This is a genomic window from Lysinibacillus sp. 1 U-2021 (genome assembly GCF_029916965.1).
In the GTDB taxonomy this organism is placed as follows: Bacteria; Bacillota; Bacilli; order Bacillales_A; family Planococcaceae; genus Lysinibacillus; species Lysinibacillus capsici.
Genome location: NZ_CP123966.1, coordinates 4,455,343 through 4,478,311, shown reverse-complemented (window position 1 = coordinate 4,478,311; position 22,969 = coordinate 4,455,343). Strand labels below are relative to the sequence as shown.

The 22,969-nt window shown below is 37.6% G+C and carries 22 protein-coding genes; all 22 read left to right on the top strand.

Going from position 1 to position 22,969, the window contains the following annotated elements; genetic code table 11:
• Position 1: 1 nt before the first annotated feature.
• Entirely contained in the window at positions 2-1,090 is a 1,089-nt protein-coding gene (gene flhB, locus QH639_RS23805; RefSeq protein WP_048391594.1) for a flagellar biosynthesis protein FlhB, read from the top strand.
• A gap of 23 nt (positions 1,091-1,113) precedes the next feature.
• Entirely contained in the window at positions 1,114-3,144 is a 2,031-nt protein-coding gene (gene flhA / locus QH639_RS23800) for a flagellar biosynthesis protein FlhA (protein WP_131521895.1), read from the top strand.
• Positions 3,144-4,343: a flagellar biosynthesis GTPase FlhF gene (gene flhF / locus QH639_RS23795; protein ID WP_131521894.1), complete on the top strand. Its 1,200-nt coding sequence runs from the start codon at positions 3,144-3,146 to the stop codon at positions 4,341-4,343. The genes flhA and flhF overlap by 1 nt, the downstream gene beginning before the upstream one ends.
• Positions 4,340-5,215, top strand: coding sequence for a MinD/ParA family protein (locus QH639_RS23790; RefSeq protein ID WP_131521893.1), 876 nt, complete (start codon positions 4,340-4,342; stop codon positions 5,213-5,215). The genes flhF and QH639_RS23790 overlap by 4 nt, the downstream gene beginning before the upstream one ends.
• Entirely contained in the window at positions 5,216-6,370 is a 1,155-nt protein-coding gene (locus QH639_RS23785) for a protein-glutamate methylesterase/protein-glutamine glutaminase (protein ID WP_131521892.1), read from the top strand.
• A 15-nt stretch (positions 6,371-6,385) separates the two neighbouring features.
• Entirely contained in the window at positions 6,386-8,461 is a 2,076-nt protein-coding gene (locus QH639_RS23780; protein WP_131521891.1) for a chemotaxis protein CheA, read from the top strand.
• 27 nt (positions 8,462-8,488) lie between these two features.
• Positions 8,489-8,935 carry a chemotaxis protein CheW gene (locus tag QH639_RS23775; RefSeq protein WP_004269272.1) on the top strand — a complete coding sequence of 149 codons (447 nt, stop codon included), beginning with the start codon at positions 8,489-8,491 and terminating at the stop codon, positions 8,933-8,935.
• A gap of 9 nt (positions 8,936-8,944) precedes the next feature.
• Positions 8,945-9,577 (top strand): chemotaxis protein CheC, encoded by a 633-nt coding sequence (locus QH639_RS23770; protein WP_131521890.1) that lies wholly within the window; start codon positions 8,945-8,947, stop codon positions 9,575-9,577.
• Between the two features lies 1 nt (position 9,578).
• Entirely contained in the window at positions 9,579-10,082 is a 504-nt protein-coding gene (locus QH639_RS23765) for a chemotaxis protein CheD (protein WP_004269269.1), read from the top strand.
• A complete protein-coding gene (locus QH639_RS23760) occupies positions 10,082-10,453 on the top strand; it encodes a hypothetical protein (protein WP_131521889.1) in 372 nt (123 codons plus the stop codon). Before QH639_RS23765 ends, QH639_RS23760 begins: the two co-directional genes overlap by 1 nt.
• A 986-nt stretch (positions 10,454-11,439) precedes the next feature.
• Positions 11,440-12,210 carry a FliA/WhiG family RNA polymerase sigma factor gene (locus tag QH639_RS23750; protein ID WP_036080567.1) on the top strand — a complete coding sequence of 257 codons (771 nt, stop codon included), beginning with the start codon at positions 11,440-11,442 and terminating at the stop codon, positions 12,208-12,210.
• Positions 12,211-12,233: 23 nt separating this feature from the next.
• The gene (locus QH639_RS23745; RefSeq protein ID WP_131521888.1) at positions 12,234-12,536 is read left to right on the top strand and encodes an RNA polymerase subunit sigma; all 303 of its coding nucleotides are present in this window, start codon (positions 12,234-12,236) and stop codon (positions 12,534-12,536) included.
• A gap of 9 nt (positions 12,537-12,545) precedes the next feature.
• Positions 12,546-13,124 (top strand): hypothetical protein, encoded by a 579-nt coding sequence (locus QH639_RS23740; protein WP_131521887.1) that lies wholly within the window; start codon positions 12,546-12,548, stop codon positions 13,122-13,124.
• Positions 13,125-13,280: 156 nt separating this feature from the next.
• Entirely contained in the window at positions 13,281-14,000 is a 720-nt protein-coding gene (gene rpsB, locus QH639_RS23735; RefSeq protein ID WP_004269262.1) for a 30S ribosomal protein S2, read from the top strand.
• Positions 14,001-14,101: 101 nt separating this feature from the next.
• On the top strand, positions 14,102-14,989 hold the full coding sequence (tsf, locus tag QH639_RS23730; protein ID WP_131521886.1) for a translation elongation factor Ts: 888 nt from the start codon (positions 14,102-14,104) through the stop codon (positions 14,987-14,989).
• A gap of 218 nt (positions 14,990-15,207) precedes the next feature.
• Positions 15,208-15,933, top strand: a complete 726-nt coding sequence (gene pyrH, locus QH639_RS23725; RefSeq protein WP_004269260.1) for a UMP kinase — start codon at positions 15,208-15,210, stop codon at positions 15,931-15,933.
• The gene (gene frr, locus QH639_RS23720) at positions 15,933-16,490 is read left to right on the top strand and encodes a ribosome recycling factor (RefSeq protein ID WP_004269259.1); all 558 of its coding nucleotides are present in this window, start codon (positions 15,933-15,935) and stop codon (positions 16,488-16,490) included. Before pyrH ends, frr begins: the two co-directional genes overlap by 1 nt.
• A gap of 309 nt (positions 16,491-16,799) precedes the next feature.
• A complete protein-coding gene (locus QH639_RS23715; RefSeq protein WP_004269258.1) occupies positions 16,800-17,594 on the top strand; it encodes an undecaprenyl pyrophosphate synthase in 795 nt (264 codons plus the stop codon).
• Positions 17,591-18,391 (top strand): phosphatidate cytidylyltransferase, encoded by an 801-nt coding sequence (locus QH639_RS23710; protein ID WP_281115353.1) that lies wholly within the window; start codon positions 17,591-17,593, stop codon positions 18,389-18,391. The genes QH639_RS23715 and QH639_RS23710 overlap by 4 nt, the downstream gene beginning before the upstream one ends.
• A gap of 62 nt (positions 18,392-18,453) precedes the next feature.
• Positions 18,454-19,599: a 1-deoxy-D-xylulose-5-phosphate reductoisomerase gene (dxr, locus tag QH639_RS23705; protein WP_131521884.1), complete on the top strand. Its 1,146-nt coding sequence runs from the start codon at positions 18,454-18,456 to the stop codon at positions 19,597-19,599.
• 47 nt (positions 19,600-19,646) lie between these two features.
• Positions 19,647-20,909, top strand: coding sequence for an RIP metalloprotease RseP (gene rseP, locus QH639_RS23700; protein WP_054550529.1), 1,263 nt, complete (start codon positions 19,647-19,649; stop codon positions 20,907-20,909).
• A gap of 131 nt (positions 20,910-21,040) precedes the next feature.
• Positions 21,041-22,747, top strand: coding sequence for a proline--tRNA ligase (locus QH639_RS23695; RefSeq protein WP_281115352.1), 1,707 nt, complete (start codon positions 21,041-21,043; stop codon positions 22,745-22,747).
• Positions 22,748-22,969 lie beyond the last annotated feature (222 nt).

Below are 22,969 nucleotides of genomic sequence, written 5' to 3'. Positions count from 1 at the left end.
TATGAGACTACTACTGAATTTAGAGCTACAATTTTTTGCGGGTGAAAAAACAGAAAAGGCAACCCCTAAGAAACGACAGGATGCTCGGAAAAAAGGGCAAGTTGTCAAGAGTCAAGATATTTCAAGTGCCATTGTAATGTTAATGGTATTTATCTTTTTGTTTTTCTTTGCTGGCTCTTTGCGTGACGAGCTATTAGCTTTTTTCAGGCAAACCTTTATTCATAACATACGCATCGAATCACTGACTATTGATAGTGTGATGCACCTATTTACAGAAACTTTGATTCAAATGGCTTTTATCATTGTGCCCATTATGGCAATTGCATTTGTCGGAGCACTTGCAGGTAACTTTTTGCAATTTGGTTTTCTTTTTACGTTAGAGCCAATGAAATTTGATTTGAAAAAGATGGACCCTATTAAAGGGTTAAAAAAGATATTTTCTGTCAAAGCCATTGTGGAGTTAATAAAGTCTGTTTTAAAGATTGGTTTTATCGGAAGTGTTACAACAATTATTATTTGGTCAAACTTACCAGAAGTTTTGGCGTTATCGTTTAAAAGTCCATGGATGACTCTCATTACGGTAGGGAAGCTTGTTGGTATTATGGGTATAGCAGCTTCTTTAGTATTACTTTGTGTATCCGTTTTAGACTGGATGTATCAAAAACATGAGTATGAAAAAAATCTTAAAATGTCTAAGCAAGATATTAAAGATGAATATAAAAATAGTGAGGGTGACCCTCTAATCAAATCAAAAATCAAACAACGCCAACGTGAGATGGCGATGAGACGTATGATGTCAGAGGTTCCGAGTGCGGATGTAGTTATTACCAACCCTACTCACTATGCAATTGCCCTCAAATATAATGAGGACAGTATGGATGCTCCTCGTGTTATTGCCAAGGGGACAGACTTTATTGCTCAAAAAATTAAACTGATCGCCAAAGAACATGATGTAATAATGGTTGAAAATCGACCTTTAGCACGAGCTATGTATGACCAGGTAGAAATAGGCGATCAGGTACCAGAAGAATTTTTCAAAGCAGTAGCAGAGATACTCGCTTATGTTTACCGAATTAAGCGAAAAATTTAAGGCTTTTTGTAGGAGGGACACAAATGAAAGTTCGCGATATTGGGGTTTTAGGTGCGGTTATTTTAATCGTTGCGATGCTCATCATCCCTCTTCCTCCGTGGATGTTAAGTTTTTTAATTGTCATTAATATTACATTAGGATTAATTGTACTGCTCACAGCAATGAGTATGAAAGAAGCATTGGATTTTTCCATTTTTCCTTCGGTGATTTTACTACTGACTTTGTTCCGATTAGGACTAAGTGTTTCCACAACTCGTGCCATCTTAGCAAATGGAGATGCAGGTTCGGTCGTTGAAACTTTTGGTGATTTCGTAGTTGGAGGAAATATACTTGTTGGTTTAGTCGTCTTCTTAATTTTAGTGTTAATTCAGTTTATTGTAATTACAAAAGGTGCAGAACGAGTAGCAGAAGTAGCGGCACGTTTCACACTTGATGCGATGCCAGGTAAACAAATGAGTATTGATGCTGACTTAAATGCGGGGATTATTTCCGAAAAAGAAGCGCGCGAGCGACGTGAAAAAGTTGCAGGAGAAGCTGACTTTTACGGTGCAATGGATGGTGCCACGAAATTTGTAAAAGGGGATGCCATCGCTTCAATGGTAATGGTTATTATCAATCTATTATTTGGTATCATCATTGGCGTTGTACAAATGGGGCTTCCATTTGCAGAAGCGGCAACTCATTTTTCGAAACTAACAGTTGGGGACGGTATTGTATCCCAAATTCCTGCCTTGCTTATTTCGACTGCTACAGGGATTGTCGTAACACGAGCCTCTTCTAAAGGGAGTCTTGGTCAAGACATTACAGGCCAATTATTTGCTCAAGCTAAGCTGCTTTATGTAGCAGGAGGTACCATTGTATTACTAGGGCTATTTACGCCAATACCAAACTGGGTAACGCTGCCAATAGGCCTTTCGTTAATTGCGGGAGCTTATATGATGGAACGTAAGAAGCCAGAGGATGAAGAAGAATTACAAGAGATTGAAGAAGAAGTGGCTACTGACGGCATGAAGAGTCCTGAGAATGTTGTGAATTTATTAAATGTGGACCCAATTGAATTCGAATTTGGTTATGGATTAATTCCCTTAGTAGATGCCGCTCAAGGTGGGGATTTATTAGACCGTGTTATCATGATTCGTCGACAGCTTGCCTTGGAGTTAGGTATCGTGATTCCAGTAGTCCGTATTCGAGACAATATTCAGCTTCAACCAAATGAATATCGAATTAAAATAAAGGGGAATGAAATGGCACGAGGAGAACTTTTACTAGATCATTATTTAGCGATGAGTCCTGGCGACGATGATTCTATTGAAGGTATTGATACTGTCGAGCCATCATTTGGATTACCAGCTAAGTGGATTACAGAGCAAGTAAAAGAGGACGCGGAAATGTACGGTTACACAGTTGTGGACCCACCGAGTGTGGTGTCAACACATTTAACAGAAATAATTAGAGCAAATGCTCATGAGTTATTAGGCCGTCAAGAGACAAAGCAGTTAATCGATCATTTACGCGAATCCCATCCAATTTTAGTAGAAGAATTAACACCTGCACCTTTATCTACTGGAGAAATTCAAAAGGTACTGGGTAAGCTTCTTCGAGAGAATGTATCAGTGCGTAACTTGCCAATTATTTTTGAGACGCTTGCAGACTATGCAAAATTAACGAGTGATACAGATATCTTAGCTGAATATGTACGTCAAGCATTGGCTCGTCAAATTACAGCACAGTATGTTGGGGATAGTTCAGTATTAAAGGTGATTACGGTTTCTGGTAAAGTAGAAAAAATGATCGCTGATAGTATCCAACAAACGGATCACGGAAATTATTTAGCGATGGATCCACAAGATTCTCAAACAGTATTAGAAACTATTGCAGCGGAAGTAGAGCGTGTTTCGTTTATGGAGCAATCAGCTATTATATTATGCTCTCCAGCAGTTCGAATGTATTTACGTCAACTAACGGAGCGTTATTTCCCACAAATTCCGGTTCTATCCTATAATGAATTGGATGCTTCGGTTGAAATTCAAAGTGTTGGGGTGGTGAATGTTTAATGAAAATGAAAAAGTATTATGCATCATCCATACCAGAGGCGATGAAGCAAGTGCGAGCAGAATTAGGTGAGGACGCAGTCATATTAAATTCAAAAGTCGTCATCACAAAGAAATTTTTTGGCATGATAAAAAAGAAAAGTTTTGAAGTGGTTGCGGGTATTGATGCAATGGAGCCACAACAAGTGGCTTCAGTACCAACACCACCAGCTGGACTGCCAGTAGTAAAAAAAGAAAATGCAAGGTTACAAGAGATTACAAATGCTATTCAAGCAAAAATACATCAGGAGCCACCCCTTGGTGTAGCAGCAGTACATGAGGACGCTAGCATGTCAGAAGAATTGAGAAAAGAAATTGCTGATTTAAAATCATTAATGCAATCGATGCATAAAAAGACTACCCAAGCTCAATATCCCGATGAACTCTTACCCTTCATTGAATACTTAAGACAGCAAGAGCTAAGTGAAGAGCTCATCACAACGATAGGTGATGAGCTTTTTATGCATTTTAAAGAAGCATCCGAAATAAATTTCTCGCAATGTAAATTGATAGCAAAAAATTTACTACGTAAGAAGCTAGAAGTACTTCCCATCGGAGGATTATCCTACGAAAGAAAATATATAAACATTTTAGGACCAACAGGGGTTGGAAAGACTACAACCATTGCCAAAATGGCAGCTAGAGCTGTGTTAGAAAAAAAGAAAAAGATTGGCTTTATTACGACAGATACTTATCGGATTGCGGCAATAGAGCAGCTCAAAACATATGCTGGTCTCTTACAAGCTCCTGTTGAAATTGCTTACAATGCAACAGATTTTGAACAAGCAATCCAGAGATTATCACATTTAGATTTGGTTTTTATTGATACAGCTGGTCGAAATTATAAAGAAGTCAAGTATGTTGATGATCTCCAACGTCTCATAAAATTCGATGATCATGCAGAATCTTATTTAGTGCTTGCAATGACAACGAAAGAAAGGGATATGGAGAATATTGTAGATCAATTCAAGCAATTACCAATTGAAAAATTCATTTTTACAAAAATTGATGAAACAAATTCTATTGGCACAATGATCAATTTAATGATTAAATATAATAAAGGACTTGCTTACTATACGAATGGTCAAGAAGTACCAGAAGATATTGAAGAAGCTGATTTAGAAGCAGTACTTAATTTGTTTTTTCAAGGTGAAGAAAAATGAGAGACCAAGCTGAAGCATTACGCTTAAAAATGATGAAACAGCAAGGCGAACTAGGTAGAGCGATTGCAGTTGTAAGTGGCAAAGGTGGAGTAGGTAAAAGTAACTTCACAATGAACTTTGCCATGACTTTGGCCCAAAAGGGAAAAAGAGTTGTCATTGTAGATATGGATATTGGGATGGGGAATATCCATATCTTAATTGGGAAAAATGCTTCTTATAGTTTAAAAGATTACTTAGAAGGAAATAAGCTACTAGATGAGGTAATATTTGAAGGGCCTTATGATTTAAGGTATATTTCAGGTGGGTCAGGTATGACGAGCGTGCTTGATTGGTCTCATAGTATGTTTGAACGACTTATTCAAGCATTTGAAGAACTTCAAAAAAACTATGATTATATTTTATTTGATATGGGCGCTGGTGCTACTAATTGGTCGTTAGATTTACTCACATCCATTGATGAAATTATCGTCATTTCAACAGCGGAACCTACTTCTATTACAGATGCGTATTCCATGATGAAATATATTCATGTTCGAGATCCAGATAAGCAGTTTTATATTCTCTGTAACCGCGCTTTCAGTAAAGAAGAAGGAATAGAAACGAATGAACGTTTGCAGTTAACAATGAAACGTTTTTTAGACAAAGAAACGATCATTCTTGGTTCATTACCTGAAGACCCTGTTGTGCGTAAGGCAGTGCGCGAGCAAGTGCCATTCTCACTTGCTTATCCAGACGCATTAATATCAAAGACAATGCAACTTATAGTCGTTCGTTTTATGGAGCAACGTGCGGAGGAAATACATGCACATGATCAAACAACGAAAAAATTTTTAACGAAACTTAGAAGTATTTTCTCGAAAGGGCGTGATTAATTGGACTTTTTGCATAAAAGCAAGCTTTTAGTTGTGGATGATTCTGCTTTTATGAGAAAGCTAATTAGTGACTTTTTTGTTGGCAACTCGAAGGTGGAAGTAGTTGGAACAGCTCGAAATGGAAAAGATGCGATCAAAAAGATACAATCGTTGAAGCCAAACGTTGTAACAATGGATATTGAGATGCCTGAAATGAACGGGCTCGATGCTTTAAAAGAAATTATGATACAATGTCCAGTTCCTGTAGTAATGCTCTCAAGTACCACTCAACGTGGGACAGACAATGCAATTGCAGCAATTGAGAGCGGGGCAGTCGATTTTGTTGCCAAGCCTAGCGGGACCATCTCCCTTGATTTACATAAAATTCAAAATGAACTTGTGCACAAAGTGGAACAAGCTGCAACGGTGCCAGTTTCCAAATTGAAAAAACCTTCTGGAAGTAAACGACAACACGAACAAGTGACAAGGGTGAGTACCGTAATAAAGGAACCACAACAGCATGGACGAACAAATACGTCTACTAATGTTGTTTCTACTAAGGTAGCCGTAACTAAACCAATGGTAGAATGGAGTAAAATAGGAAAGAAGATTGTGTTAATTGGCACATCAACAGGAGGACCTCGCGCGCTTCAGGAGGTTGTTACTAAAATTCCTAAGTCTATTCAAGCTCCAATATTAATTGTTCAGCATATGCCTGCTGGATTTACTAAATCGCTTGCTAATCGACTTGATCAGCTAAGTGAAATTTCTGTTAAAGAAGCTGAACAGGGCGATATTTTGCAAAATGGAGTGGCTTATATTGCACCAGGTGGATATCATTTAAAACTTAGAAAAGTAGGGACAACTTTTGGCATTGTTCTTGATAATCAGGAAGCACCAAGATCTGGCCACCGACCTTCTGTAGATGTCATGTTCGAAGATGTTAGTCAATATAAAGATTTTGATAAAGTAGCAGTGATTATGACAGGTATGGGCCATGATGGCTCTAATGGTCTAAAAGCATTAAAACATACTGGCAATGTCATTGCTATTGCAGAATCAGCAGAAACTTGCATTGTATATGGTATGCCAAAAGCAGCAGTAGAAACGCAACTTGTTGATGAAGTTGCAGATGTAGATGATATTGCACAAACAATAATGAAATATTTGCCTTAAAAGGGGTGTCCTCTTATGGAAGTCAATCAATATTTAGAGATGTTTATTGAAGAAAGTAAAGAACATTTACAAGCGTGTAGTGAACATTTATTAGAATTAGAAAAAAATCCAGATGATTTGGCAATTGTTGGGGAAATATTCCGCTCTGCACACACATTAAAAGGTATGTCTGCCACAATGGGCTTCGAAGATTTAGCAGATTTAACCCATAAAATGGAGAATGTTTTAGATGCCATCCGTAATGAGAAGATTCATGTAACACCTGAAATTTTAGATGTTGTATTTGAATCTGTTGATCATTTAGAAGAAATGGTGATGGATATTGCGAATGGTGGAGATGGTAAGCGTGATGTTTCCTCAACTGTCGCACAACTAAAGCGTATAGAACTAGGCGAGGAAGCAGCAATACCAGAGGTGGTAGCAACGGTTGCTGCACCGGTTGTTGAAAGTGTATTAGAATATGATTCGTTTGAACAAACAGTCATTACACAATCGGCTGAACAAGGCTTTAATGCTTTTGAAATTTTAGTAACATTACGTGACGATTGCCTTCTTAAGGCAGCACGTGTATTTATGGTGTTTGAGATTTTGGAAAAAGATGGGGATGTCATTAAATCAAGTCCATCTGTTGAAAAGTTAGAAGATGAACAGTTTGATCAACAATTTTATGTAGCTTTTGTCACAAAAACAACAGCTGAGGATATGCAGAAAAAGCTAATGAAAGTTTCTGAAGTTGATGAGGTTATAGTGACTACAATTGACCAACGGAAATTTAGTGAAAAAGTATTTGAAGCGCAACAAGAAGTAGCAGCAACTGCAACAGCAGTGGCTGAGGTAGCTGCTATACCAACAAGTACGCCTGCTGCTAAAGCCGAGCCTATTGCAAAACCTGCTAAAGAAGCTACACCTTCCAAGGCTGACAAAAATCATGCACCTGTAGGTAATAAAACAATTCGTGTAAATATTGAACGTCTAGATATTTTAATGAACTTGTTTGAAGAGCTTGTCATTGATCGTGGTCGACTGCAATCTATCTCTACTGAAGTAAATCATGGCGAACTAAATGAAACAGTAGAGCGTATGAGTCGTGTGATGGGTGATTTGCAAACTATTATTTTAACAATGCGAATGGTACCTGTAGAAACAGTGTTCAATCGTTTCCCGAAAATGATTCGTCAGCTATCACGTGATTTAAATAAGAAAATCAACCTTGAAATTATTGGTGCTGAAACCGAACTAGATCGCACAGTAATTGATGAAATTGGAGATCCGCTTGTTCACTTGATTCGTAATTCTGTGGATCATGGCATTGAGAATCCAACTGCTCGTCGTGCAAAAGGCAAGCCTGAAGAAGGAACGGTCGTATTGCGTGCCTATCATAGCGGAAACTACGTCTTTATTGAAATTGAAGACGATGGCGCGGGCATAAATAGAGAAAAAGTGTTAGCGAAAGCTATTTCAAAAGGTATTGTTACACAAGAACAATCCTATTCAATGTCTGATAAACAAATTAATGAGCTTATTCTAGCTTCAGGCTTCTCAACTGCAGATGTTATTTCAGATGTATCTGGTCGTGGAGTAGGTTTAGATGTTGTAAAAACAACGATTGAATCACTAGGTGGCAATATTTCAATTGAATCAACACAGGATGTTGGATCCATCTTCTCGATTCAATTACCACTGACATTATCAATTATTTCAGTTATGCTTGTGGAGATTGAAAAGGAAATTTATGCTATTCCACTATCTTCTATTATCGAAACATCTATTATCCGTTCATCAGAGATTATGAATGCGCATAATCAAAAAGTAATCGACTTCCGTGGCAAAGTTGTGCCGTTGGTATTCTTAGAGGAAATCTTTGAGGTACCTCGTCAAGAGCATCAAGATGAAGAATTCCACTCAGTGGTGATTGTCCGTAAGGGTGAAAAACTTGCTGGTTTAGTGGTGGATTCATTCATTGGCCAACAAGAGATTGTCTTGAAGTCTTTAGGAAATTACTTAACAAATATCTTTGCCATTTCAGGAGCAACAATCTTAGGCAATGGTAAAGTAGCCTTAATTGTAGATTGCAACGCACTAATTAAATAAGGTGAATGAATAAGAGAGGTGTAAAGTATGACAAATGCAGTGGAGCAAGAAAGTATTAAAGTAATAGTTTTTCAGTTAGCAGATAAAGAATATGCAATTCCTGTGTCCCATGTTCAAGGAATTGAGAAATTAATGCATATTACACGTGTACCGAAAACAGCGAAATATGTAAAAGGTGTAATTAATCTACGAGGTGTTGTCACACCAATTGTGGATTTACGTGAACGTTTTGAATTACCTATTTCTGAACATGAGGAAACAACACGCATTATTATTATTTCATTAGAAGATATGGAAGTAGGCTTTGTAGTGGATTCTGCTAACGACGTTATTGATATTCCTGCAAGTGCTATTGAACCCCAACCAGAAGTCGTTGGCTCACTTGAAGAAGAATTTATTTCAGGCGTTGCTAAAGTAGAGAAGCGATTATTAATCTTATTACATTTAGAAAAAGTATTAAATCCACTAAAGTAGGGATCGATAATGACATTTAATCAAAAAATTACATCACTACATTTAGATGTATTAAAGGAGATTGGAAACATCGGTGCTGCGCATGCCGCGACAGCACTTTCCAATTTACTTGGGAAAAAAATTGATATGCGTGTGCCAAAGGTAGAGATGGTGTCCTTTAACGATATGATGGAGTTGGCTGGCGGATCAGAAAACGTAGTTGTTGGCATTTTCCTTCGTATTGAAGGTGATGCAGAGGGAAGTATGTTCTTTATTTTACCGATCGAACAAGCAAACCGCTTTATACGCCGACTTATTTTTGATGATTCTTTTGACTTTAAAAAACGACCTGTTTCAGAGTTAGGTTTATCAGCCATGCAAGAGATGGGTAATATTTTATCGGGCTCCTATTTATCTGCCTTATCGGATTTTACTAATTTGAAAATTTATCCAACTGTGCCAGGTCTAAGTGTTGATATGTTTGGAGCTATAATAAGCATTGGATTAATAGAATTATCTCATGTCAGTGATAATGTTATTGTTATAAATACATCCATTTTTGAAGAAGGTGTGGAAGACCATGAAACGGTGAGGGGCCATTTCTTCCTACTACCAGACCCTGACTCGTTTGATGCAATTTTTAAAGCATTAGGGGTTTCGTGATATGTTAACCAATAGTAGTGGACAAGTGATTAAAGTGGGAATTGCACAAATGGATGTAGTAAAGCTGCCTAACACGATTCGAACTTCTGGTCTTGGTTCATGTGTTGGTGTTATTTTGTATGATGAGTCAAAAAAAATTGCTGGTTTAATCCATGTGATGTTACCAGATTCAAGTTTAGGAAGAGCTGAGTCAATCAATGTCGCGAAATTTGCAGATTCAGGGATTGCTGCAATGATTGATTTACTAAAGTTAGAAGGCGTTCAAAAATTTAAACTCAAGGCAAAAATTGCAGGGGGTGCGCAGATGTTCCAATTTACTTCAGACAAAGATACAATGCGTATTGGTCCCCGCAATGTAGAAGCTGTCAAAAATGAATTAAAGAGGCAGGGCATCCCTTTAGTAGCCGAGGATACTGGTGGAAATAGTGGTAGAACGATTGAATTTAATCCTGCAACGTCGATATTACATATCCGAACAGTTAACCAGGGAGTGAGTGAAATCTAATGTTTGGTTCTATATTTTACAACCTATGGGGAGCATTAATTGCCTTTTCTATTTATTTTTTTAGTACATTTCAAAAACCATTTACGCCTCTGCGAATCCTGATAGGTTCTTTTATTGTAGCAATCATCGCATTTTTTGTAATGTTTATTGTACGTTTTCTAATTGCTTACATCTTGTTTACACCAGAGGAAGATGAGGAAGCGGTTGAAGGCGATATAGAAGAAAAGGAACTTGAATCAATAGAAGGCGTAAAACAAGAAGTGCCAATAGCTAATTCTACGGTTGAATTTCAAGATGAAAATTCAGAGGAAATTGCACAAGTAGTAAGAACGATGATGAGTCGAGAAGAAGATCAACAAGTAAATGCGTAACAGTAAGAGTCGTGAATAACGACTCTTTTTTATTTTGCTTTGGAGTATGTAGCATATGAAAAAACTTAAGTGAAATTAATTATTTTTATATAGCCATACCTTTGGGCTAGGAGATGTTTCACACGCTGAGGCAGAAGAAATGGCGAGCATCTTACGTGATGCAGGTATTACGATCGTGACGAGTGTCCCCCCTACGTAGAAAGTTTCCACCTGCTGGTTTATAACACAGAAAAGGAGTAACTGTTGTAATTGGGTGTGACAATATCTTTGATGTTTGGTCCCCATTTGGTAACGGGAATTTATTAGAACGAGCTGGTCGTTTGGCAAAAAGCTCAGGTTGGGGGGATGAACGCTCATTAGCCCAAATCCTTCAATTTATTACAGGAGGAAAAACTCCACTCAATCAAGCAGGTGAGCAAACATAGCCAAAAGTGAGAGATAGTGCAAATATGGTGTGTGGAGGCTTCTTGCTCTGCTGTAGCAATTGCTCGAAGGTCTCTACGTAAGGCAACTATATTCAATGGAAACCTTGTCTTTAGTTCGTTGTAAAGCATAATTTATTGATAAAGAGTGGTTTCTATATATTGGGTAGTATTGCTCTTTTGTTCAATTTGTTCTTTGCGCTACACTAGTGCTAAAACTATATCAAAAGAATGCAGTAGCTACCTACAAATAGCTTAATCATATCCAACTGTATCCAAGTGTCGTTACACAATCAGGATACAGTTTTTCTATGTCTTTCAAAAACAAAGGAATATATTAGAGACTAAGAGAAACAAATGAAATTATAGTCGATTCTTGTTATAATATAGGAAAGATGGCAACTGCTTATCGGGCTTAACTATTCAGGGCTCACGTCTAGATTAGCTTAAATGTGGATTTTTATAAAAAATAACTGAGAAATCCTGTTGAATGATAAATTTTAAGAGCGCAAGTAGTCGTTAGTAAACAGGCGTGAAAAAGCGTTTTTTAGAGAGGTGGATTTCATGACACAACCAATTCTGAACGATGAGCAAAAACTATGGAATCGCTGGATACATGAGCGTGACCCCGATGCGGGTGATTTACTTATAAAAAAATACATTTCTTTAGTATCTTATCATGTCCAACGTATTGGTGCAGGTCTGCCAAAAAGCGTCTCACGAGACGATTTAACGAGCTTAGGGATGGTAGGACTTTTTGATGCATTAAATAAATTTGACATTAACAGAGATTTAAAATTTGATACATATGCTTCGTTTAGAGTAAGAGGAGCCATCATTGATGGTTTACGAAAAGAAGACTGGTTACCACGGTCAGCGCGTGAAAAAGCTAAAAAATTAGATGCACAAATTGAACAACTAGAACAAAAATATATGCGTCATGTAACACCTGAGGAGCTTGCGGAGCATATGGAAGTATCTGTTGAAGATGTCTATCAAACTGTGCAAGAGCATTTTTTTTCAAATGTTCTTTCTATTAATGAACAACAAGACCAAGAAGAAACAGATGGCAAGTCATTTGTCATACGAGACGATACAACAAAAACACCTGAGCAAGCTATCATTAAATCAGAGTTGTTAGATGATCTTGCGGAAAATATTCAGAAACTCAATGAAAAAGAACAACTTGTCCTAAGTTTATTTTACACGGAGGAGTTAACTTTGACAGAAATTGGTGAAATGCTTGAACTATCAACCTCTCGTATTTCACAAATTCATTCAAAAGCGCTATTAAAGCTACGAAAGCTATTATCTAGTGAAATGATTAATGCGTAAATATCCTTGAGGGAGAGATTCCAATGAGTTTAAAAGGTGTCGAGTTACAGATTGCTATTCCAAAAACATTTGAAGCAGGAAAAATGGCGGATCAGGCACAGCAACAAGTATTGGCTCAGCAAGCACATGCAAATGAAGCATTAAAAAAAGAAGTAGAGCGCAAACAAAAAATTGTCAACACATCAGAAGGTATGGATGAAATTAGTGAGGATGAAGATGCGGGTGGTGAGTATTTAACAGGGATTCATAAAAAGAAAAAAAAGCATCAACAAGAAAAACAGGCACAACATCCGTTTAAAGGGAATTTCGTGGATTTTAGTGGATAGGAGTTTACAATGACAACCATTCTAATAGCGGTGCTATTCTTTTTACAGCTAATTTCATTTTATTTTCTTATCATTTTAAATACAAAGTTAGCAAAGTTTAAAGATTTGGAAAAGAAGCAAGAACGATTAATGAGGGAAATGGACGACACCATTAGTGTATATTTAGCTGAAATGAAAGATGAAAATGACCGTCTTATTAAAGAGCTACAAAATGTCTCGCAGTCAGAAATAGCTGCTAGTAGCTTGCAGCAAACGGAACAATATGTAACTCCTCAGGAGCAGCCATCTTTGCCAGTAGTACACGAGGTGAAAAGTGATAGTTCTCTATCCTTAGAAAAGGATGCTCGTATCTATGTACCTAAAAATATTGTCGCAAACGCTTATTCACGTCAGCAACATACTGGCTCGAAAATGGTGAAAACAGCTCCACCTTTAAAAGTGGAGGAGCAAAAAGAAGCTGAAAAATTACTGACAGTGGAACAACAAGCTCTAGAATTAGCAAAGCAGGGAAAATCACCAGAGGAAATAGCGAAACAACTGCAAAAGGGTAAAACAGAAATCGAGCTTTTACTGAAATTCCATCACTAAATTGTTGCGAATTGTTCAAAGCTATGATATAGTTGCAAATGGTGTTATTACTACACACGCATTTTGATGCAGTAAGTGGTGCTCTAAGCTTAGGGTAGCTTGTTGTAGATGATAAATGCGGAGGATAAAAACCAAACATATTAGGAGGAAATTCACATGTCAGTAATTTCTATGAAACAATTACTTGAAGCTGGTGTACATTTCGGTCACCAAACTCGTCGTTGGAACCCAAAAATGAAGAAATATATCTTCGTTGAACGTAACGGGATCTACATCATCGACTTACAAAAAACTGTTAAAAAATTAGAGGAAGCTTATGACTTCATGCGTCAAGTTGGTCAAGACGGTGGTAAAGTTCTTTTCGTTGGTACGAAAAAACAAGCACAAGAAGCGATCAAAGATGAAGCTGAACGTTCAGGCAACTACTACATCAACCAACGTTGGTTAGGTGGTACTCTTACAAACTTCGGTACAATTCAAAAACGTGTTGCACGTATGAAACAAATCGAAAAAATGGAAGAAGAAGGAACTTTCGAAGTTCTTCCTAAAAAAGAAGTAATCCAACTTAAAAAAGAACACGAACGTCTAATCAAATTCTTAGGCGGTATCCGTGATATGCACGATCTTCCAGACGTAATGTTCGTGGTTGACCCACGTAAAGAACGTATTGCGGTTGCAGAAGCTCGTAAATTAAACATCCCTCTAGTAGGTATTGTTGATACTAACTGTGATCCAGATGAAATCGACTACGTAATCCCTGCTAATGATGATGCTATTCGCGCTGTTAAACTTTTAACTGCTAAAATGGCTGACGCTTTAATCGAGTCAAAACAAGGTGAAGAAGAAGCTCCAGCTGTAGAAGCTGCTGCTGAGTAATTCACGTTTACAAAAAGGTGATAAGTGGCTCAAAACCCTTATCACCTTTTTTAGAACCTATCATTAAATTATGTTCAACCAATTTGAGGAGGAAACACTAAATGGCAAACATTACTGCACAATTAGTAAAAGAATTACGCGAAAAAACTGGCGCTGGTATGATGGATTGTAAAAAAGCGTTAGTACAAACTGATGGCGACTTAGAAGCAGCTATCGACTTCCTACGTGAAAAAGGTCTTTCTTCAGCTGCTAAAAAAGCTGACCGTATCGCTGCAGAAGGTACAACTTATATTTTAGAACAAGGTAACGAAGCAATCATCCTTGAAGTAAATGCTGAAACTGACTTTGTTGCGAAAAACGACAAATTCCAAGTATTAGTTGCATCTTTAGCTGAGCAATTACTTGCTGCTAAACCTGCATCAGTTGAAGCTGCTTTAGAGCTTGCAAATGCTGAAGGCGTAAAAATTGTAGATCAAATTTCTTCTGCTATTGCAACAATTGGAGAAAAAATTACACTTCGTCGTTTCGAAATTAAAACAAAATCTGATGCAGATGCATTCGGTTCATACTTACACATGGGCGGCCGTATCGGTGTATTAGTAACTTTAGAAGGCTCTACTGATGCAGCAGCTGCTAAAGATGTTGCTATGCACATTGCAGCAATTAACCCAACTTATGTTTCTCGCGATGAAGTTTCTGCTGAAGAAGTTGAACGTGAGCGTAAAGTATTAACTGAACAAGCTCTTAACGAAGGTAAACCAGAAAACATCGTTGCAAAAATGGTTGAAGGCCGTCTTGGTAAATATTTCGAAGATGTTTGCTTACTTGACCAAACTTTCGTTAAAAACTCAGATCAAAAAGTACGTGATTTTGTAGCTTCAACTGGTGGTTCTGTAAACGGCTTTGTACGTTACGCTGTTGGTGAAGGTATCGAAAAACGTGAAGATAACTTTGCAGAAGAAGTAATGAGCCAAGTTAAAGGTAACTAATTTAGCTTGCATTTGATTCTAATCAAATAATATCTAGATTATCTAGACAAAAAAATGGGGAACACAACATAGCGTGTTCCCTATTTTTCCGAAATGAATGAAAAAAATTGAAGATAATTTTCTATTCTGCCTTATTCACAACTAGCAATTATTGTTAGATATACTATAATGGAAAAGGGAATAGGGATGTTTTAAATAAAGTCTTACGGAGGTTTACAATGAGTGTACCGCAATATAAACGAGTAGTTATTAAACTAAGTGGTGAAGCGTTAGCTGGAGAAGCGGGCTTCGGTTTATCACCAAAAATAATCAAGTCTGTTGCAGAAGAAGTAAAAGAAGTAGTAGATCTTGATGTAGAAGTTGCTGTTGTTGTAGGTGGCGGTAATATATGGCGTGGAAAAATAGGTAGTGAAATGGGAATGGATCGTGCTGCTGCGGACTATATGGGCATGCTGGCAACCGTAATGAACTCCCTAGCTTTACAAGATGCACTTGAAAAATTAGGCATTGAAACACGTGTTCAATCTTCTATTGTGATGACTCAAGTAGCGGAGCCATACATTCGTCGTAAAGCAGTTAGACATCTTGAGAAAAAGCGTGTTGTTATCTTTGCAGCAGGGACAGGTAATCCGTTCTTCTCTACTGATACGACTGCCGCATTACGAGCAGCAGAAATTGATGCTGATGCAATTTTAATGGCTAAAAACAATGTCGATGGCGTTTATTCAGCGGATCCTAAAGTGGATGAGACAGCCATTAAATATGATACACTCACATACTTAGACGTTATCCAACAAGGCTTACAAGTAATGGATTCAACGGCTTCAACTTTATGTATGGATAACGATATCCCGCTAATTGTTTTCTCAATTACGGAGCCGGGTAACATTAAACGAGCTGTACAAGGCGAAAAAATCGGAACAGTTGTTAGGAGGAATGTATAATGGCTAAACAAGTATTAGAACAAGCTAAAGAAAAAATGAACAAAACAATCGCAGCTTTCTCACGCGAACTAGCATCTATTCGTGCAGGTCGTGCGAACGCATCTCTATTAGATCGTATTTCGGTTGATTACTATGGAGCAGCAACACCAATTAACCAACTTGCGGGTGTTTCTATACCTGAAGCTCGTTTATTAGTAATTACGCCTTACGATAAATCAATTTTAGGTGATATTGAAAAAGCAATTATGAAATCAGATATTGGTATTACACCAACAAATGATGGTTCTGTCATTCGTCTTATGATTCCTGCTTTAACAGAAGAGCGTCGTAAGGATCTAGTAAAACAAGTGAAAAAAGAAGCGGAAGATGCAAAAATTGCTGTACGTAATGTTCGTCGTGATGCAAATGATGATTTGAAAAAACTTGAAAAAGCTGGCGAAATCACAGAAGACGATCTACGTGGCTATGGGGAAGATATTCAAAAGTTAACAGATGAATTCATTGTGAAAGTAGATCAAGTAGCGAAAGATAAAGAAAAAGAAATTTTAGAGGTGTAAAGAAACCTTTTACACGTCTATGATGGAACTTTTTGATGAGATGAAGGCGTCCTATACTTAACAGGACGTCTTTTCTCTTTATTATTCATAGCCAAATTGCTTACTCAAATAGAGAGCATGTATGAATGTGAAAAGGTCATTAATGATACAATCATCATTATTTAACAAACTCATTCTTTAATATGTGTATAGTTCTAAAATAAGCTAGTACATACATAGTCAATTTAGAGGGAAAAAAAAGACAAAAGGCGCTTTTGTTTGTTATGATAGGTTAGTATACGTCCGATTAGTTGTAGTGGGGGAGTTAGCATGTTTAAAAAGCTATTAGGTAAACAAATAAATATGGATACACTATCATTGGAGGAGCGTGTGGCCCTAGCTAAAAGCGAGCCGATTCCTGCCCATGTAGCGATTATTATGGACGGAAATGGACGTTGGGCGAAGAAAAGAGCTATGCCACGTGTAGCTGGTCATCATGAAGGAATGAAGACGGTGCGTAAGGTGACAAGATTTGCGTCAGACTTGGGTATTAAAGTCTTAACTGTCTATGCATTTTCCACTGAAAATTGGAAGAGACCAAAACCTGAGGTAGATTTTCTTATGCGGTTACCTGTTGAGTTTTTAGGTTCCTTTTTACCAGAAATGATGGAGCGTAATGTACGTGTCGAAATGATTGGAGACCCATCTTTATTACCTGCCCATACACAAAAAGCGTTGTATGAGGCAATGGAAGAAACGAAGCATAATACAGGGCTTATTTTAAATTTTGCACTGAATTATGGTAGTCGTTCTGAAATGGTCAATGCCATGAAAATGATGCTTCAAAAAGTGCAGGACGGTCAATTAACGATGCAAGACATAACAGAAGATTGCTTAACATCTCATTTAATGACGGCACATTTACCTGAGCCAGATCTTTTAATTCGTACAAGTGGTGAAGTGCGATTAAGTAACTTTATGCTATGGCAGCTCGCCTATACAGAATTTTGGTTTACAGATACATTGTGGCCAGATTTTAGTGAGGAAAACTTACTCGAAGCGGTGGAAAACTATCAGAAACGTAATCGCCGTTACGGTGGGTTGAAGGGAGAAGAAACAACTTGAAACAACGAATTATTACCGCAATAATTGCAGCAGCACTTTTCATTCCATTCGTTATTTATGGAAAAGTACCATTTGCCATACTTGTGCTAGCAATGGCTATTGTCGGTTTTTATGAAATACTTAAGATGAAAGGTATTTCCATTTTTTCTGTACCTGGCTTCTTAGGACTGATCACTTTAATTTTACTGGTTGTCCCGAAGGACTGGAGTGAAAGGGTTGTAGAATTAATAGGCTATTCGTCTAATCTAATGGTAGTCTATGGTCTAATGATGCTACTTCTTATTTACGTGGTTTTAGTAAAAAATAAAATAACTTTTGATGAAGTTGGCTTTATTTTATTAGGCGCTTTTTATGTGGGATTAGGATTCCATTATCTAATTGAAACTAGAAATATTGGATTAGAGTATGTTGTCTATTGCTTATTAGTTGTTTGGACAACGGATTCTGGTGCATATTTTGTAGGGAGAAAATTAGGGAAAAATAAGTTATGGCCAGAAATTTCACCTAAGAAAACGATCGAAGGCTTTATAGGTGGAATAGTCATTGCTGTTATTTTTGCAGTCGGTATGCAACTCCTTTACCCATTCGCAAATGGTTATATATCACTTGTTTTTGTAACGATTTTTGCCTCTATCATTGGTCAAATGGGCGATTTGGTAGAGTCTGCTATTAAACGTCACTTTGATGTAAAAGATTCAGGCAATATTTTACCAGGGCACGGAGGAATTTTAGATCGCTTTGATAGTCTATTATTTGTCGTGCCTCTACTTCATTTTTTACATTTATTTGGTAATTAATTGTATAGGAAAAGACATCTTGCTAAATCATTTGCTTAGATAGAAAAAGGGGACAATTTGTTGTGAAAAAAATTAGTTTATTAGGTGCAACGGGTTCAATTGGTTGGCAAACCTACGATATCTTAAAAGAACAACGTGATGCTTTTCAATTAGTAGCTTTTTCATCAGGAAAGAACCTAGAGAAAACGCGAGAAATGATTGAAACATTAAAGCCAGAATTAGTTTCTGTGCAATTAGAAGAAGACGCACTGACACTAGCTAAAGAGTTTCCAAATATCCAATTTACGTTTGGAGCAAAAGGACTTGTAGAGGTCGCAACACATCCAGATTCGACTGTACTTGTCAATGCTGTGCTTGGAAGTGTAGGCCTTGAATCAACATTAGCAGCCATTCGTATGGGCAAAACGATTGCTATTGCTAATAAAGAAACGCTTGTAACTGCTGGTCATTTAGTGATGGCAGAGGCCAAAAAATACAAAGTAGCCATCTTGCCTGTAGATAGTGAGCACTCTGCCATCTTCCAATCGATGAATGGTGAGAATCCGAAAAATATCGAACGTTTGATTATTACCGCTTCTGGTGGTAGCTTCCGTGATAAAACACGAGAACAATTAAAAGACGTGACGGTCGCAGATGCACTGAATCATCCAAACTGGTCTATGGGTGCAAAGATTACGATAGATTCCGCTACAATGATGAATAAGGGATTAGAAGTCATCGAAGCACATGTTTTATTTGATATGCCTTATGATAAAATAGATGTACTTTTGCATAGAGAAAGTATTATTCACTCTCTAGTTGAGTATCATGATACTAGTGTTATTGCTCAGCTAGGTACACCCGATATGCGTGTGCCAATCCAATATGCTTTAAGCTACCCAGACCGTATACCATTACAAAATGGTCAGCGACTAAATTTAGCGCAAATTGGTCAACTACATTTTCAAGAGATGGACTTTGAGCGATACCCTGCTTTGCGTTTAGCGTATGAGGCTGGTCGTATGGGTGGTACAATTCTGACAGCAATGAATGCAGCAAACGAAGCGGCAGTTGCAGCCTTTTTACAAGGGAAAATCACATTCCTTGAAATTGATGAGACGATTGAACGTGTGATGCAGGCACACCAAAACATTGCAGTACCAGATTTACAAACCATATTACATGTGGATAGTGAGACAAGAAAAATAGTGTTAGACATGGTAAAATAACGAAAGCACTGTATCGTTAAACTAATCGCTATTAAAGGTGGGGTATTATGCAAACAGCCATTGCATTTATATTAATATTTGGTATGCTCGTCTTCTTCCATGAACTTGGACATTTCTTATTCGCCAAACGTGCAGGTATCTTAGTACGTGAATTTGCGATCGGAATGGGTCCCAAAATTTATGGAAAAACGCATGGTGAAACAATGTATACTATTCGATTATTACCAATCGGGGGATACGTACGTATGGCCGGCGAGGATATGGATGGCACGGAATTACAGCCAGGCTACCGAATAGGGCTTATTGTGAATGAAGATAATGTTGTTAAAAAAATTATTTTCAATCAAAATAATAAGCAATTACCAGATTTATTATTTTTAGAAGTTGAACGCGCCGATTTAGAGAAGGAGTTATTTGTAGAGGGTTATGATGAAGAAGAACGTCTAGTTCGTTATCAAGTAGCTAGAGACTGTGTGCTTGTGGAAAATGGTCGTGAACTTGTCATTGCGCCACACGATCGTCAATTTAATGCAAAGACAGTTGGTCAACGAGCAATGACTATCTTTGCAGGCCCTTTGTTTAACTTTATTCTCGCGTTTGTGATTTATTTAGTGATTGGATTGATCCATGGTGTACCAACATACGAGCCAATTATCACAGAGGTAGTAGAGAATGATCCAGCTGCACAAGCAGGGATGCTGGCAGGAGATAGAGTAACAGCTATTAACGGACAAGCAGTTGAAAAATGGCAAGATTTAGCTGCAATCGTTCAAGATCATCCAAACGAAGATATTGCTGTGACAGTTGAACGAAATGGACAATCAGTGAACTTAAATATGACTGTTAAGGAAATCCAGCAGGATGGCGAGAAATATGGTCAAATAGGTGTACGCTATGAAAGTCCCAGAGAATTTAACCCATTAAAGGCAGTTGTTTATGGAGCTCAAGAAACCTATAATATGACAGTGAAAATATTTGAACTATTAGGTATGCTAATAACTGGTAAGTTTACAATAGACGCACTTTCAGGTCCTGTAGGTATTTATAAAGCAACAGAGCAAGTTGCCCAATATGGTATTATGAACCTAATGAATTGGGCAGCAATGCTAAGTATTAACTTAGGAATTATGAACCTACTTCCATTACCAGCACTTGACGGAGGCCGTTTATTATTCTTTGGCTTTGAAGCTTTACGTGGTAAACCAATTGACCGTCAAAAAGAAGGTATTGTACATTTTGTAGGAATCGTCCTACTCATGATTCTAATGGTGGTTGTTACATGGAACGATATACAAAGATTTTTCTTTTAATTCATTGACAGTTAAATGAAATTTGATTTCCTAGCTTTGAGCGCAATTTCGATGAAACATTGCGCTCAAAGCTAAATTTGTTTATGCTATTGAGAGTATAAACTTATCTATTGAAAAAGGTGGAACACTGAATGAAGCAAAGTAAAACATTTATCCCAACGTTACGTGAAGTACCTGCTGATGCTGAGGTAAAGTCACATAAGCAATTACTACGTGCAGGGTTTATTCGTCAAAATACAAGTGGGGTATACTCGTATTTACCGCTTGCAAAACGTGTGCTAACAAAAATTGAAACAATTATCCGAGAAGAAATGGAAGCTATCAACTCCATTGAGCTACTAATGCCATCTCTACAATCTGCTGAGCTATGGCAGGAATCAGACCGCTGGGAAAAATACGGACCTGAATTAATGCGCTTAAAAGACCGACATGACCGTGATTTTGCATTAGGGCCAACACATGAAGAAGTCATTACAACTTTAGTCCGTGATGAAATTAAATCATATAAAAAATTACCGCTAACATTGTATCAAATTCAAACCAAATTCCGTGATGAAAAACGTCCTCGCTTTGGCTTACTACGAGGAAGAGAATTTATCATGAAAGATGCTTATTCTTTCCATGCGTCACGTGAAAGTTTAGATGAAACATATGAAGATATGTATCGTGCTTATTCTAATATTTTCTCCCGTCTCGGCCTAAACTACCGTGCTGTTATTGCAGATGCAGGTTCGATTGGCGGTAAAGGAACACATGAATTTATGGTCCTTTCTGAAATTGGGGAAGATACAATTGCGTACTCAGATACTTCTGATTATGCAGCAAATATCGAAATGGCTGAAGTTATTGTTGACTATCAACCATCTGATGAAGCTTTAAAAGATGTAGAAAAAGTAGCAACTCCAGAGCAAAAAACAATTGAAGATGTTTCAGCATTCTTAAAAGTAGAACCTGCTAATGTCATCAAATCTCTAGTTTTTGATGTAGATGGAGAGCTTGTAGTAGTGCTTGCACGTGGGGATCATGAAATTAATGATATCAAATTGAAAAATGCACTTGATGCAGGATCTGTGGAACTTGCAAGTGAAGCAGCGATTCAAGAATTATTAGGTTGTGGTGTTGGCTCAATTGGTCCAGTGAAATTACCGGTAGACGTAAAAGTTGTAGCAGACCATGCTATTAAATCTATCCGAAATGGTATTGCAGGTGCCAACGAAGATGGATTCCATTTAGTCAATGTTAACCCTGAGCGTGATTTTGCAGTTAATGACTATTTAGATATTCGTTTTATTCAAGAGGGAGATCCTTCTCCTGATGGACAAGGTAACATTAAGTTTGCAGAAGGTATCGAGGTTGGTCATATTTTCAAATTAGGTACTACATATTCTGCTAAAATGAATGGTACTTTCTTAGATGAGCAAGGTAAGGCTCAACCATTTATCATGGGGTGCTATGGTATTGGTGTTTCTCGTATTCTAGCTGCTGTAGCGGAGCACTTCCAAGATGACAATGGCTTTACATGGCCAACACAATTAGCGCCATATGATATTCATGTTGTGCCAGTAAACACAAAAGATGAGGCACAAGTGACATTAGCGGAGGAGCTTTATGGCTTATTAAAATCATACCGTTATGATGTGTTACTTGATGATCGTCCTGAACGAGCGGGTGTAAAATTCGCTGATGCTGATTTAATTGGCTTACCTGTTCGAGTAACTGTTGGTAAAAAAGCAACAGAAGGTATTGTAGAAGTGAAATTCCGTCAAACGGGTGAAACATTTGAATGGAAAAAAGAAGAAGTAATTGATCGTCTGAATGAATTTTTCCGTAAAAATTAATGACGAGCTAAAAATTGGTGATAATTAGAATTTGATGCTTTTAATAGAGGCTTTCGTATAATTTTGATAAGATAGATATAAATAATTCGCGACACTTCTGCGGGACAGTGAGCCAAGCAAGCAACAACAGATGGTAAAATATCTGTTAAACTTGAAGAGCGCCCGCAGTGTGGGAGCGAATTTTTTTCTTGAATTCATCACGCGTTTGAGACGAATTAGAAC

Excerpts from the sequence above, each read along its gene's own strand:
- tsf (WP_131521886.1), top strand. The coding sequence starts at position 14,102 with ATGGCAAACATTACTGCACAATTAGTAAAAGAATTACGCGAAAAAACT.
- QH639_RS23790 (WP_131521893.1), top strand. The coding sequence starts at position 4,340 with ATGAGAGACCAAGCTGAAGCATTACGCTTAAAAATGATGAAACAGCAA.
- QH639_RS23740 (WP_131521887.1), top strand. The coding sequence starts at position 12,546 with ATGACAACCATTCTAATAGCGGTGCTATTCTTTTTACAGCTAATTTCA.
- rseP (WP_054550529.1), top strand. The coding sequence starts at position 19,647 with ATGCAAACAGCCATTGCATTTATATTAATATTTGGTATGCTCGTCTTC.
- QH639_RS23750 (WP_036080567.1), top strand. The coding sequence starts at position 11,440 with ATGACACAACCAATTCTGAACGATGAGCAAAAACTATGGAATCGCTGG.
- QH639_RS23695 (WP_281115352.1), top strand. The coding sequence starts at position 21,041 with ATGAAGCAAAGTAAAACATTTATCCCAACGTTACGTGAAGTACCTGCT.
- flhF (WP_131521894.1), top strand. The coding sequence starts at position 3,144 with ATGAAAATGAAAAAGTATTATGCATCATCCATACCAGAGGCGATGAAG.
- QH639_RS23760 (WP_131521889.1), top strand. The coding sequence starts at position 10,082 with ATGTTTGGTTCTATATTTTACAACCTATGGGGAGCATTAATTGCCTTT.
- QH639_RS23765 (WP_004269269.1), top strand. The coding sequence starts at position 9,579 with ATGTTAACCAATAGTAGTGGACAAGTGATTAAAGTGGGAATTGCACAA.
- flhB (WP_048391594.1), top strand. The coding sequence starts at position 2 with ATGAGACTACTACTGAATTTAGAGCTACAATTTTTTGCGGGTGAAAAA.
- QH639_RS23775 (WP_004269272.1), top strand. The coding sequence starts at position 8,489 with ATGACAAATGCAGTGGAGCAAGAAAGTATTAAAGTAATAGTTTTTCAG.
- QH639_RS23770 (WP_131521890.1), top strand. The coding sequence starts at position 8,945 with ATGACATTTAATCAAAAAATTACATCACTACATTTAGATGTATTAAAG.
- QH639_RS23780 (WP_131521891.1), top strand. The coding sequence starts at position 6,386 with ATGGAAGTCAATCAATATTTAGAGATGTTTATTGAAGAAAGTAAAGAA.
- pyrH (WP_004269260.1), top strand. The coding sequence starts at position 15,208 with ATGAGTGTACCGCAATATAAACGAGTAGTTATTAAACTAAGTGGTGAA.
- flhA (WP_131521895.1), top strand. The coding sequence starts at position 1,114 with ATGAAAGTTCGCGATATTGGGGTTTTAGGTGCGGTTATTTTAATCGTT.
- rpsB (WP_004269262.1), top strand. The coding sequence starts at position 13,281 with ATGTCAGTAATTTCTATGAAACAATTACTTGAAGCTGGTGTACATTTC.
- QH639_RS23745 (WP_131521888.1), top strand. The coding sequence starts at position 12,234 with ATGAGTTTAAAAGGTGTCGAGTTACAGATTGCTATTCCAAAAACATTT.
- QH639_RS23715 (WP_004269258.1), top strand. The coding sequence starts at position 16,800 with ATGTTTAAAAAGCTATTAGGTAAACAAATAAATATGGATACACTATCA.
- frr (WP_004269259.1), top strand. The coding sequence starts at position 15,933 with ATGGCTAAACAAGTATTAGAACAAGCTAAAGAAAAAATGAACAAAACA.